This window comes from Paenibacillus sp. FSL R10-2788 (genome assembly GCF_038003885.1).
GTDB classification, from domain to species: Bacteria; Bacillota; Bacilli; order Paenibacillales; family Paenibacillaceae; genus Paenibacillus_AQ; species Paenibacillus_AQ odorifer.
The window spans coordinates 3,511,480-3,524,623 of sequence record NZ_JBBOQA010000001.1 but is presented as its reverse complement, the minus strand read 5'-3'; the positions used below and the strand labels follow the sequence as shown (position 1 = coordinate 3,524,623).

Annotated in this window: 13 protein-coding genes; 5 read left to right on the top strand and 8 right to left on the bottom strand. The window is 42.3% G+C overall.

The genetic code is table 11. The features are described 5' to 3' along the window. Positions 1-16: 16 nt before the first annotated feature. The 3 genes from NSQ50_RS15600 to NSQ50_RS15590 all read right to left on the bottom strand — a co-directional run bounded on the left by NSQ50_RS15600 (position 17) and on the right by NSQ50_RS15590 (position 2,736). Positions 17-700, bottom strand: coding sequence for a MarR family winged helix-turn-helix transcriptional regulator (locus NSQ50_RS15600; RefSeq protein WP_051490959.1), 684 nt, complete (start codon positions 698-700; stop codon positions 17-19). A gap of 296 nt (positions 701-996) precedes the next feature. After that, a complete protein-coding gene (locus tag NSQ50_RS15595; RefSeq protein WP_036677157.1) occupies positions 997-1,779 on the bottom strand; it encodes an ABC transporter ATP-binding protein in 783 nt (260 codons plus the stop codon). 114 nt (positions 1,780-1,893) lie between these two features. Then, complete coding sequence (locus tag NSQ50_RS15590; RefSeq protein WP_036677158.1) at positions 1,894-2,736, bottom strand: helix-turn-helix transcriptional regulator; 843 nt, start codon at positions 2,734-2,736, stop codon at positions 1,894-1,896. Positions 2,737-2,886: 150 nt separating this feature from the next. On the opposite strand from NSQ50_RS15590, the gene NSQ50_RS15585 reads away from it, so the two are divergent. Then, on the top strand, positions 2,887-4,596 hold the full coding sequence (locus NSQ50_RS15585) for a glycoside hydrolase family 2 TIM barrel-domain containing protein (RefSeq protein ID WP_076143686.1): 1,710 nt from the start codon (positions 2,887-2,889) through the stop codon (positions 4,594-4,596). 221 nt (positions 4,597-4,817) lie between these two features. Here the strand turns inward: NSQ50_RS15585 and NSQ50_RS15580 are convergent, their stop codons facing one another. The 3 genes from NSQ50_RS15580 to NSQ50_RS15570 all read right to left on the bottom strand — a co-directional run bounded on the left by NSQ50_RS15580 (position 4,818) and on the right by NSQ50_RS15570 (position 7,661). Beyond that, positions 4,818-5,390 (bottom strand): TetR/AcrR family transcriptional regulator, encoded by a 573-nt coding sequence (locus NSQ50_RS15580; RefSeq protein ID WP_076099173.1) that lies wholly within the window; start codon positions 5,388-5,390, stop codon positions 4,818-4,820. Between the two features lie 282 nt (positions 5,391-5,672). Further along, the gene (locus NSQ50_RS15575) at positions 5,673-6,425 is read right to left on the bottom strand and encodes an SDR family NAD(P)-dependent oxidoreductase (RefSeq protein WP_076143688.1); all 753 of its coding nucleotides are present in this window, start codon (positions 6,423-6,425) and stop codon (positions 5,673-5,675) included. Positions 6,426-6,659: 234 nt separating this feature from the next. After that, positions 6,660-7,661 (bottom strand): NADP-dependent oxidoreductase, encoded by a 1,002-nt coding sequence (locus tag NSQ50_RS15570; RefSeq protein ID WP_076099174.1) that lies wholly within the window; start codon positions 7,659-7,661, stop codon positions 6,660-6,662. Positions 7,662-7,845: 184 nt separating this feature from the next. Between NSQ50_RS15570 and NSQ50_RS15565 the strand changes: the two genes are divergently transcribed. After that, positions 7,846-8,394 (top strand): TetR/AcrR family transcriptional regulator, encoded by a 549-nt coding sequence (locus NSQ50_RS15565; protein WP_038571236.1) that lies wholly within the window; start codon positions 7,846-7,848, stop codon positions 8,392-8,394. A 458-nt stretch (positions 8,395-8,852) separates the two neighbouring features. Here NSQ50_RS15565 and NSQ50_RS15560 read toward each other — a convergent pair whose 3' ends face one another. Continuing rightward, complete coding sequence (locus NSQ50_RS15560; protein ID WP_038571232.1) at positions 8,853-9,161, bottom strand: WGxxGxxG family protein; 309 nt, start codon at positions 9,159-9,161, stop codon at positions 8,853-8,855. A gap of 702 nt (positions 9,162-9,863) precedes the next feature. On the opposite strand from NSQ50_RS15560, the gene NSQ50_RS15555 reads away from it, so the two are divergent. Both NSQ50_RS15555 and NSQ50_RS15550 read left to right on the top strand, forming a co-directional pair. Continuing rightward, entirely contained in the window at positions 9,864-10,385 is a 522-nt protein-coding gene (locus tag NSQ50_RS15555; RefSeq protein ID WP_036677170.1) for a DUF3231 family protein, read from the top strand. Between the two features lie 119 nt (positions 10,386-10,504). Further along, a complete protein-coding gene (locus tag NSQ50_RS15550) occupies positions 10,505-11,137 on the top strand; it encodes a LysE family transporter (protein WP_038571226.1) in 633 nt (210 codons plus the stop codon). On the opposite strand, the gene NSQ50_RS15545 is transcribed toward NSQ50_RS15550, so the two are convergent. After that, on the bottom strand, positions 11,134-12,570 hold the full coding sequence (locus NSQ50_RS15545; RefSeq protein ID WP_076223656.1) for an amino acid permease: 1,437 nt from the start codon (positions 12,568-12,570) through the stop codon (positions 11,134-11,136). The genes NSQ50_RS15550 and NSQ50_RS15545 overlap by 4 nt on opposite strands. Before the next feature lie 357 nt (positions 12,571-12,927). On the opposite strand from NSQ50_RS15545, the gene NSQ50_RS15540 reads away from it, so the two are divergent. After that, entirely contained in the window at positions 12,928-13,116 is a 189-nt protein-coding gene (locus NSQ50_RS15540; protein ID WP_081386903.1) for a MerR family DNA-binding transcriptional regulator, read from the top strand. Positions 13,117-13,144 lie beyond the last annotated feature (28 nt).

Here is a 13,144-nt window from a genome sequence, read left to right as displayed (position 1 = left end):
TGCAAAAAGACTCTAATTACTTATCGTCCGGGCCATGTGACTTGTCAGGTGACGAATTACTGTCATCTCTGGAAGGCCAGCCGAATCCGCGCATGTCACCATGCCCTTCTCCGCCAAACCCAGGGAATCTGCCGCTAAAGCGTTCGTCCCTAGAATTTCCCCACATTTTGTGCATTTGTCCGCGCATAGCCATCAGTTTTTCAAATTCCTCTGTTCCCATACGCTCCTTTGCGGCTTCCATCCACATAGCCATCACATCACGTTCTCCGTCCGTTCCAAGTTCTTCCTCCAAAGCTGTAATGACGCGAGTTAGGTAATCCCCGAAAGCTATCTGCTCTTCTGGCGATAAGCGAGAAAATATGTTGCCGTTGTCTATCTCTTGTTTCTCTTCCTCTTGCCCTTTTTGCGTTAGGTAAATCAACATGATACGTTTGTCTGTTTCTGAGGGCTTACGGGTGATGTATTCTGCTTTCTCCAGTTTACCAAGCAATTCATTGAGGGATGATACACGGATGTCCAGCATATAGGATAAGTCTTTGGTGCTGATACCGTCTTTCATCCGAAGAAATGCTAATATCCTGCCTTGCCCACGTGATGCGTCGGCCATCGGACCAACCGCGGCGTGAGTTTTCAAGTGTTGCCTTTGCAACAGCCATTGCAGTTTCGCGAGTTTTTCGTATAACTCATCATTCATGTCCATAATGAATCCTCCGTTGAATTTTTACGGTACCTGTTGCTCTTTGTGACGGTACCTGTTGATTTGTATTATAACGGTACCTGTTAGATATGTCAAAATGTTTTTTGCAGGTACCGTTAGTATGTTGTTACGATGTTTCTGGGAGGTGGCTTATAAGCTTGCAAACAAATACAAAACCCGCGCCCCGCGCGGGTTATTTCAAAATTATATTGTGATCAGTTTTCATTTTATATATCTGCAAGCAATCCTTCAAAGCACTTTAAAACGGTTTGCTCGCCTATTCGATGTGCCTTGATATTCTACTTATCACCGGCAAGTGTAAGCCACTTGCGGTTATGATGTTCCTGTACTTCAACAGGGGTATCGAAGAAATCGCTCAAGACATCCGACTGCAAGCAGTTTACTGTCTCATCCCCTTTGTAGATTTCGCCGCTCTTTACCAGCAGCGTGTGCGTAAAGCATGGTGTTATCTCTTCGATATGATGGGTTACATACAGCAAGGTTGGTCCACCGGGTTGCTTTGTTATCTTCTCGATCATCTGCAGCAGCTGTTCTCGGGCAAAAATATCAAGTCCCGTGCATGGCTCATCAAGAATTAGTAGATCTGGATTGGCCATTAGTGCGCGTGCTATGAGGACTTTCTGCCGCTGTCCTTGCGACAAGGTATCATATGTACGACTAACTAAGGAAGAGCAGTCTAGAAATTCCATTAACTCTTCGGCTTGTTTTTGATCCTCTTCATTTGTCTTATCATACAGACCAATGGTCGCAAATTTTCCGCTTAGGACGATGTTCAGGGCAGTCTGATGGCCGTACAGCTTCTGCTGCAAGGAGGTGCTTACCCAACCGATTCGTTTGCGTAGCTCTCTCAAGTCCACATCGCCGAAGCGATGGTCCAGCACCTCGACTTGTCCTGTTGTCGGCCAGATATAGCCGTTCACTACATTTAGCATCGTCGTTTTTCCTGAACCGTTCAGACCGACGATACACCAGTGTTGTCCCTGCTTCACTTCCCAATTCATATCGCGTAAGATCATTGTCGTATCACGTTGCCATGATACATTTTTGAGTGATATAATCATGCCCAATTTTCCCTCCTTAAACATGCTTCAATGAGTTCAATACTATCATGGTACAGCCCTTCCCGTAAAAAAACCATAACCTCAAGATTTTTTTACCAGTGGTTCTACGGACAATTAATCTTTGATTCTCTGTTTGTTTCGGTATACTGTCGGAGGGATCCCATTAAGCTGTTTAAAAATCTTGCTGAAATGATATTCTTCGTAGTACCCGCATAATTTGGCTATTTCCTTAACTGGATAATCGGTAAAGACTAGATAACGGCAAGCTTGCTGGTTCTGTATGTGCATATGGTATTCCTTAGGCCCCATCCCCGTAAATTTTAGGAACATCTTACGCAAGTAAGATGGCGAAATGCCGTATTTCTCCGCCAATTTTTCGATCCGGTGATGATCCTTATAGTCGTTCTCGAGTGTTTTCTTGATTTGCTCGAAGGCGGCGAAAGCTCCAGACTCCATCAGATTCCAGTCCGGTTGTACGGTCTGGTGCAGCATATGCAGCAGGATCTGCATTTTAGCCCGGGAAACAGCTATGCCATCGGTTAGTCCGGGCAGCCATTCCTGGTGAATCCCCCAGACCAACCGGCTAATTTCCTCAGCTTCCTGTTGATTATATTGGCTTAAGAAGGGAAGTCTTAGTTTTCCGATTGGCTTGACTTCCTTCCATACCGCATCATAACCAAGCTCGGCACAATCGAAGAGCAGCATCGTTATACGAAGTGGAGCATCCATCTGCGAGCGCATGGACAGTTTAAGGCCTGGTTTTAAATAGATTAGCATTCCAGCCTCTACTTTGTGCTCAACATTGGTCAGGAAAACCCCTTTACCTTCATGAATCCAGTACAAGCTGTGCACATTTACCATGTTACGGATGTCCTCCCAGCCGGGATAAGTAGCTTTGTCGAGTACAAAATGGATATGCACGGTGAGGTCATTCAGCTTGTAATCATTTTCTTCCAATTAATATCCCCTCCTGCTGCTAAAAGAGCGATTTAAACAAGACGGTAACGTTTTTTTCTATTCAATGCTTAAACTCCAAATGTTACTATCCATATTATCAAGATGTCTGAAATTCTCAATACATTACAGGAAAAAAAAGGAGGAACACACTTGTTAAGGACTTTTAGCGAGTATCAAATTCGGAGAACTGAGCTGTTGGATGGGCCTTGGGATTTCATGAAGGATCCGTTAAATACGGGTGTTCAAGAAAAATGGTTTGAGCGATTTCCACATTCTAGGCAGTCTCTTTATGTGCCCTCGTGCTGGAATAATGAACTGGGAATGTACGATTATGAAGGTGTCGGTTGGTATCGTAAAAAAATACAGATTGTGAATTCGCAGCATGTCAGACTCATCTTTCATGCCGTGCTGGGCCATGCCGATGTCTATTTGGACGGGCGGCACCTTGGGTATCACTATGGCGGATTTACACCTTTTGAATTTATTGTTCCTTCCTTAGGGGCAGGAGAACATGAGATTATCGTCCGGACGGACAGCACCTTGGACCTACTTACGATTCCGACAGAGCAGGTGGATTGGTATCATTACGGGGGTATCATACGGTCGGTGGAGCTGCAATATTTGCCTGATATTTACATCGAACAGCTGAAGATTGATTATGCACTGCATGGATCAGATGCAGATGTTACTGTTCAGGTGCAGCTCCATTCCTTCCATAAGGAGCAGCATACTACCAAGATCACATTCTCCGAAAGCGGACATGAATTGCACTCGGAAGAAGTACAGATTGAGACTGGCCAAACCCTCAGTCATACGTTCAAGTTGCTTATGCCTGAAATACGTTTGTGGAACGTAGGTCTTCCAGAACTGTATACCTTTCAACTGCGGACAGAGGAAGACGACAAGATTGAACGGATCGGTTTTCGCTGTATTGAAACAAAGGATCATCGGATTCTAATTAACGGTTCACCCGTATATCTTAAGGGGGTGAACCGACATGAAGAGCATCCTGAGTGGGGTTTTGCCTTCCCACCGAAGCTGATGCACAAGGAGCTCAGTATCATTTTGGAATTAGGTTGCAACTCCGTCCGGGGCTCGCATTATCCCCAGAGCCCATATTGGCTTGATCTACTCGATGAGCAAGGGATTGTATACTGGAGCGAAATTCCGATATGGGGAGCCTTTCTGCCGAACGAAACGGTAAGTGAGCCGCTCTTCCAGGAGCGTGCACTGTCTATGATTGAAGAAATGATTGGCCTGCATTTTCATCACCCAAGTGTGATCTTCTGGTCCGTTCATAATGAGATTGATACCCGGACTCAAGAAGCATATGCTTTCACACAAGCTCTAGTCGGGTTGGTGAAGAAACTCGACAGCACTAGGCTTGTCACCTACGCTACGATGCATCCACTCGAAGATATTCTACTTCCATTATTCGATGTTATCGGTATAAATAAATATTTCGGCTGGTACGAAAGCGATACAGCCAGCTTCAAAGACATGCTGGAACAGTTCCATGTGCGTGCGGAGCAGATGGGAGCCGGTAACAAGGTTGTGCTCATGACCGAATTCGGTGGTGCTGGACTATTCGGGGATGTGGGCTGGGAGCCGAGATTGTTCAGCGAGGATTATCAGGCAGATATTGTGACTGAAGCGCTGACAATCTTCAAGAATGATTCGAAAATTGGCGGGACCTACATCTGGCAGTTTGCAGACATCCGCGGCGATCTGAAAAGCAGCAGTAAGAACTTCCGCGACCGGGCCCGCGGCTTCAACAATAAGGGTCTGGTTAATGAATACCGTAAACCCAAACAATCCTTTCGTGAAGTGCGCTGTATCTACCGATCTTGGACAGATTAATATCCACATTGACTAAGAAGCCCATCGTCAGCATGGGTTTTTTTAGTGTCTTCATTCTTAGATCCTTACAGCTGGTGTCGGATGCTGTATATATATAGTTAAGCTGGGCGTATTAAGCCGGTTCTATTCTTTGCGTACTCGGGTAGCAGTAAGTTGATTGTCTATTTTCGGCATTCGATACAAGTGCTTCTCCTCTTACATTGCAGATAGATAAAGGAGTTTTAATCTAGAGTGATCAGTATGGTATGAATAATACTTGTTAATTTTTTATGATCCGTTGCCGTTTTTACCATTGTACGCAGTCCTAACCAGGCATTCATTAAATAATGAGAAATGGCCTCGGGCTCCAGTGAAATTCTAAGTTCACCTCTTTGCTGGCCAGTCTGAACGAGGTCATATAACAACTTCTCCGTTTTTGAATAGCTATTCTCAACAAAGGATGCAACCTCCGGATCCAGTACTCCCAGCTCCACACCCGAATTAACTATGAAACATCCTTGAGGTTCTCCTTCGCTCCTCATCGAGGATTCTAGAAATTGTCGAATGATCTCCTTTACCGGTTCTTGCTTCTCAACCAAGAATCTCATTTTTTTGTTTTGAGTAGATTCGTACCGTTGGAGTGCCGTCAAATATAAGGCGTGCTTATCACCAAATGTATCATAGATACTTCTTCTGTGAATTCCCATACAGTCTACCAAATCTTGCATTGAAGTTTTCTCGTAACCTTGCATCCAAAATAGTTGTATCGCTTTATCTAGTACTTCATTAATTTCAAATTCTTTGCTTCTTGCCATTGTAATCACCTCAAGCAATCATTATACATTTAAGTAAACGATCCGCAAACTAATATATAAAACGTAAATAAAATCAAGCAAGATGCTTGATTTTATTCATAACATGATAACTGAACTGATGCTTACCATTGGATTCTTACTTTGGCTGTTTTTAAACAATCCAGAGTCCAATCTTTTTCCAGCGTGTGCAAAAGTTGTACCCTACGTTTAAGAATAGGGAAGCCAGTTCTTTTTGCTCCAGTTTCTTCGACGATCGTTTTCGTGACTAATATCTAATTCGATTTAAAACTCAGATATAATTGGATAGATTTGATCTCTCAGATTGAAGTTATAGTTCTGGTCAACAATCCCTATCATATCATTGCTATTATAAAGTTCTACCATGAAACTCGCCATTTGTTTGGCAGTGTGGTACTTAGGCATGTTTGCTTTGTAATCAAATTCTTCAGCATCTATTGATTTCTTCACAAATTCCGTTTCAGTTATTGCTGGAGCTAAAACTTTTGCTTTTAATTTCGCGCCTTTAAGCTCTAGTTCTTTTGCAAGCCCTTCGGTGAAGGCACTAACATAATATTTAGATGCAGAATAAGCAATGCTCCCAACAGCAATGGCATATCCGAGTGCGGATGATACGTTAATTAACTGAGTTCCTTCTACATCAGCATAATCTCGCACAAATAGTGTAGAAAGGATCGTCAAGGATTCGATGTTAACACGTAACATAGTTTCAACTTTATCTAAATTCTGTTCTACCACAAAAGAAGCTTCACCAAGTCCTGCATTATTAATCCAGGTTTCTATTTGGTATTCCTTCAAAGTGTTATACAGTGTGTAAGCCTGCTCTGTAACAGACAGATCACTTGAACGAACAAGAACATTTACATTAGGATCAATATTCTGAATTGTTGATTTAAGTTCTTCTAATTTATCTAATCTTCTAGCTACCAAAATTAAATTTTTACCGCGTGCAGCAAACGCCAATGCTGTTTCATACCCAATTCCTGAGCTTGCTCCTGTAATCACTGTATATTTCATATTATTCTCTCCCTTTTAAGTTTTTTGATCATTTAACAACATTTCGATAGAGTTTTGTTCACGATTAAACTTGTATCTCGTTCATCCCTCCCTTAATAAATTTCTTCGAAATATTCAAGAACGATCATTCTAGTTACGGCAAAAAAACTACACTATTAACTCTAATTTAAATCAGTATATCAATTCTAGAATGATCAATAAAGAATTTTTCGACAACCAATTTAGATATACTCCTTAAAATCTGATAATAACTTTCCCTTTAGGATGACCTTCAGCAACAAAATTCAGTGCTTCGTTAATCTCTTCTATGTGGAATTCTGTTGGGTCCACTGCTGGTACAATCCCATTATCTTCAATAATCTTCGTGATTTTCTTTAATTGTTCGCCATCACTGCGAACAAAAATGAAATGATATTGAATCTTCTTTTTCTTCGCTTTATGATCATACTTAGCCCCAGCGATGGTGAAGAGCTTTTTTTTCCAGCCAGAGAAGCCCAGATCTTCTGCAAAACGTTCGTTAGGACCGGTCCGCAGAGAAAGAAGGCGGCCTCCTGCTTTAATAATTGAAAGCTCATGATCAAATTCGCTTGGTCCCAAGGTATCAATCACATAATCTACATCACCAAGCTGTTCCCAATAGTTCTCAGTCGTATAATCAATATATTGGTCTGCACCAGCGGCCATTGTCCGTTCACGTGCTTCTGGATTTCCACTGATGATGACCTTGAGCCCCATACTTTTGGCGATAGGAATGGCCATTTGGCCAAATGAACCAGAACCTCCAGGGATAAACACGATTTCGCCAGCTTTAGCATCTAATTCTTCATTTAATCCTTGATAGGCTGTCAATCCTGTTAATGGCGCAGCTGCACCAGTCACAAAATTCAAATTAGCGGGTAGGTGCCCGATGGCATTTGCATTAATTGCCGCGTATTCCGCAAAGGCACCGATTTTTTGTAGTGGCAGACGTGAATAAATTGCATCGCCAACTTTGAAGCCTTGCACCTTCTTACCTACTTTTTCAATAACACCCGTCAGCTCGTTACCAAGTACCAATGGGAATTCATAATCCTGAATCAGCTTTACGCTTCCGGTACCAATGAGCAATTCCAAATGATTAACTGCTGCTGCTTTCACCTGGACCAAGACTTCGTTATCACTTATTTCTGGGATTGGAATATCGTTCACTTTTACTATGAACTTTTTTGAATATTTGGTGATCTGTGCTGCTTTCATAATTTATAACCCCCTATGCGTTAAAAAAAGTAACATTTATTTATTTTTGTAACTTATACAATAAGCATAAAGCAATAAGTTACAAAAATCAACAATTGTTACTGATTATTTTATATGTTAAAATATTCGCAAGTGTATTAACGATAAAAAGGAATTTATTGAAGAAAGAAGGGTTGGCAGTACTGTGGCTAAAATCACACAAGAGCTCATTATTGAAACAGCTGAGGCATTAATTAAACGCACGGAAAAATCCGAAGTGACACTCTCACAAATTGCGGATGAATTAAGTATCACCCATGCAGCGCTCTATAAGCACTTTAAAAATAAGCAAGAGCTCTGGGCAGCCGTATCTAAGAGCTGGTTCAACCGGATGATTTCAGAACAAATTAAATTAGATATGACTAGTTTAACTAAACCGCAAGAATTGCTTCACGATTGGTTATGGGCATTTGTTAACGCAAAAAAACGGGCTTATAACGAGAATCCCAAGATGTTTGCCTTGAATACTCAATACGTGGATAGCAATCCACTGGTATTACGCGATGTTCTCTGGGATTCCTACCAAATTATTGACGGCTTCATGGACTATCACGATCCCCACTTGGAACGGGCTGAGGCGATTCTCTCTGCGTTTGCAGTATTTAGCCTCCCATCCTTCAAAGAATCCTGGAATTTACCTGACTACCAAGACAGGTTTGAACGCATCTGGAGTTTAATCAAACAGGGTCTATGAATTCAAATCCTCTAGTTTTTAAAAAAATTATTCTTCAATCATAAACATGGTCCAGAAGCTTCTGTCTTCTGAAGTACTGCCGTTGCTCTCCCACTTTTGTCCGGTTCCCCAATTTTCGTAAAACTCGGAATAAAATTATCATTACGAAGTCCTGTTTTGGTGGAATACGCGGAATTCCTGAATTCCTCACTGAGCATGCCAATATGTGCGGGTTACGGACGACTTCTGGAACCTGTGGCTGGTGAATGGCAAATTCAAGTGCGATTATCTTTAAATCTCTCCTAAAAATGGTTTGCTAAAAAAATGTAAAGCCGGTTATTCAGGATCATCCTGAAACCGGCTTTTTATTTAGAACAAATTAAAGGTATAAATTCTTTGCCGAGTCTGTTAATGCAGTCCTCAGTTCTAAGTTCTAATCATAAAAATGGCCCCTATAGTTCCCTTTAACTCTAAAAAGTTTAGCTTTTTTCTCGGCTTCTATTCCGCAAGCCTGTAAGTCCAAGCAACCCTAAGAGACCCAACCAGCTCCAATTAGTGCCTCGATTCTCATCCCCGACTGCCTGTGCTCGGTAATTTCCATTCTCGACCGCTGTTGAATTATGATTACCCGTTGCATTAACATTCCTTGCATTCAGGTTATCATTTGTTTGATTAGCCGAGTAATGTGTTTGTATCCCTAGGTTTGCTTCATCTTGGTTCGCAAATGCTGGAATACTTAAAAGTAAACTAAGACATGCAACTGATGCAAAAGTAGCAATCTTCTTCATTTTTTTCCCTCCAGAACAATATTGGGCAGGCAGCACCCATTGCTATTTTCCCCTATTTAATCCTTCCTATCCGAGAATTTTGAGGAATAGCTTTGCTTCTGATTGTTCTTCCCTCCTGTCTTTCCCTCGCTTGGAGTAACAGCGAATAAGGATAGCAGTCACGTTCCGCCCCTACGGCTGCTATATAAAGAAGTGATCGTGCCTCGATTTCTTTTTCAATTCTTTCAAGGGTGCAAACCATAACAATGTACCTAAATAAGCGCCGAGGACAGGGCTTAACATTTTACCAAAGGTGTTGGAAGCAATGACTCCCATTCCATCCCTGCCTCGATGGAGATACACTCGACTCTCTCCAGTGATAACCAACTTCATTGAATGCAAAGGCAATTATACTTGCAAGCGGTCCGTTAGAACGATTACTGATAAGTCCTCTCTAAAATAGTATCTGCCATCGTCCATGGAAGTATCTATCCAATCATCACGATGAAAAACATTTGATTCCTCCACAACTCGTGTTCAATTTTATCGTTCCTTATTTTCACATTTATCCTATTATGAGAAAATTAGTGCTATTTATTCTTAAACTTGCACGGATGCCGAAGCCTCAAATTGACATACCTATTTTATGTGAAAAGCTGCAATTTTCTTGTTGTTGTGGGCATGCTAATGTTTGTTCAAATCCAACAATAAAGGAGACTATTTATGACAGGGATTCTAGGCGGTAACCCCAAAGAAGAACCGATGCATTATGGAGAGATTTTTACGGTTTGGCAAGCCTCAATGGTCGCAAAGGGAGCCCTCTCTTGTTACAGAGCTTATATGTACCACGCGGGCGACAATGACCTGAAAAAAATATTAGGAGCTTTAATTGATCAAGCGGAGCTTGAAATCAGTGAGTGTGATACACTGCTCTCAGAGCAAGGTATTGCATCTGCACCAGTAATGCCAAATCGGCCCGATGCTAAACTTGAAGATATTCCTGTAGGGGCACGTTTCACAGATCCTGAAATTGCAGCCAAACTTGCAGCTGATAATGCTGTTGGACTTGTGGCATGTAGTCAGGCAATGGGACAATCGATCAGAGAAGATATAGGGGCTTTGTTTGCTAAATATCACCTTACCAAAGCAGCAATCGGCCTTAAAATTCTACATTTGACTAAGAAAAAGGGCTGGTTGATTCCTCCACCTCTTCTTGTTAAAAGACCTGAATCCGTGAAGGCGTAATTCTACTCACTCTTTAGTTTCTTATAAAAGAAGGCCCGCGATCTTCCGCAGGCCTTTTTTTGGTTGTCCTACCACTGCCTTTATCAGAATAAGCTAACTATATAAAGGAGGAGGACAACATTAACGTATTTATAGGTTATATGATTATAGGATTATCCCTCTCGGCACCTCTCGGACCCATTAATGCAGCACAGCTGGACAAGGGACTCCGCGGAGGATTTATGCCTGCCTGGATAGTCGGTTTAGGGGCGGTTAGTGCCGATATCATCTACATGCTGCTTGTTTATTTTGGCCTCATTCATCTGCTGGATGCTCCGTTTGTTAAAGTGTTTTTATGGTTGTTCGGATTCTTTGTCCTCGTCTATTCAGGTGTAGACAGCATTAAAAATACAGGTGACATTTCAGCTGACGGGCTGAGGGGCAACGATACCTCACTATCCAAATCTTATCTGTCGGGATTTCTCATGTCCTTGTTCAATCCCCTCTCGATCCTTTTTTGGTTGGGTATTTACGGCTCAATATTAGCCAAGGCGGTCAGCGAGTATCCGATGCAGCAATTATTGATCTATAGCGGAGCAATCGTACTAGGGATTCTTTTCTGGGATGTAACCATGGCTGCCGCCTCCAGCCTCTTTCGTAAATTTCTAACCGTTCGGGTATTGAAGGCGATCTCCGTTCTGTCAGGTCTGTCGCTGATTGGATTTGGTTTTTATTTTGGTGTACAGGCTGCCCGACTTCTCTTTTTTCATTAAACCTTGTTTTTTCGCATCCTGATGCCCTTAATCCGAAATTCAGGACCGCCCGGTAAAGAATGATATTCATGGGTCTGTTCGTCCGCCCCATGCCCCATAACATAACTGTCCTTCTTATTACGGATGTGTTGAACGATCCAATCACTCAAGGCAATCAGCGAAACAATTAGCAGGCTGATGTAGAAGCCTGGACGACTGAGCGCATGAAATAGCGTACCTGCTACAGCAGTAGCGATCAGCACTAAGCCTAGCCAGCGTTTCACCCCGTTTAGAAGACTGGGCTTAAGCAGCTTGCGGGAGGAGAGCAATATAAAGGACCAGTTATAGAGGATCATCAGTCCGGCAGCTGTTGTAATGTATTCGTATACTTTTCCTGGCAACCACAATGACATCATAATGGCACCCCCTAAACCTCCAGCTATTAAACAAAGGGCAAAAAACGGATATTTATCCTTCCATTTCTTCGAAAAAACCTTGGGTGCATCCCCTTCCTGTGAAAGAGTGATCATCATCGAGGTAATGGCATAAAGCGAAGCTGTCATCGTGGAGAACCCAGCTATGATCAACACCCCGTTAAACAAATGCGGTATAAAGGTCAGATGGTCGCTGCTGAGCGCGAGCACAAAAGGACTTTCTTTTGGATTAAAAGCACTAAGCGGCACCATGATTACTGCAAGCCCGATTGAGAGAACGTATACTGTAGCCAGTCCCAGCAACATCACCTTTCCTGCTTTTGGAGCTTCCTCAGGTTTCTTTAGCCTGTAGGACATAATTCCCAGCACCTCAATGCCACCATAGGCATAAAAAGCAAAAATAAAGGCAGACCACAACCCAATACCTCCAGATGGAAACAACGCTTTAAACCCAAGTGGAACTTTCGGTGAGAACTTAGAACCGCCGATCCAACCCGTCAGAAGTACGGCAGCAATAACAAGGAACATTAGTATAGCCGCCACTTTAATGATGGCCAGTATATTTTCAACCCTGTCAAAGCCCTTATTACCAAAAAACACAATCAATAGGCTCACGGCAGCAAAGCTGGCAGCAAATACCCACATCGGTACGGCCGGGAACCAAAAACGCGAGAATATGGACAATGCTGTGAGCTGACTTCCCATAATCAACAGTTCCGAAAACCAATATACCCAGCCGCTCCCGAACCCTGCCCAATTTCCAAATGCTTTTTTTGCATAGGATCGAAATGAACCCTGCTCCGGATCTTCCGCTGTCATCTGAGCCAGTGCATCAAATACGACATATGTTCCAATAGCAGCTAAAATGTAGGCTAGCAGTACTGCTGGCCCTCCCATGGAAATTGCTAGACCTGAGCCAAGAAAGTACCCGGTTCCTATAGTGCCTGCTATGCCTAACAAGCTTAGTTGCCACCATTTCAGTTTATCGTCTTCTTCAGTTTTACTGGAAGGTTGCTTCATGAATTCCGTCCTCATCCTGATTAGAATTTGAGATGTCTCTCATCTCTAGAATTCCCTTCAGGCGGGTACGTTATTTACAGGAATCATAATAAATAAGCTTCCCGACCAGAAAGGCTGACAGGCTTATAGTTATTCATACCGGGTAGTATGCAATAAAGAAGAAAAGACTGGTTAATCAGTATGGCTTTTTTGTGGTAGGAATCGTTGTATCGATTCGCATGTTTACGGAAGTTTCTTGTTCTGTGATCTGTGGAATGGCAATCGTAACTACATCTAAACCGCAGTATAAATGATATCTTTCCGTACAAATGGTACTATTGGGTATGGACTTACTCTATAGTAAAGGATAATTTACTCATGATTAGAAAAAATCTAACGAATTTTTATACTGGTGAATTTGCTAAGCTATTCGGAATCAAAAAAGATACATTGTTCTACTATGACAAAATAAAGCTATTTCAACCAGCAGGAATAAGCGATAACGGATATCGATATTACACTTTACAGCAGCTCGATACCTTTTGGGCTATACAATCACTCCGATAGTTGAACTTTCCTATTAAAGATCTGAAGA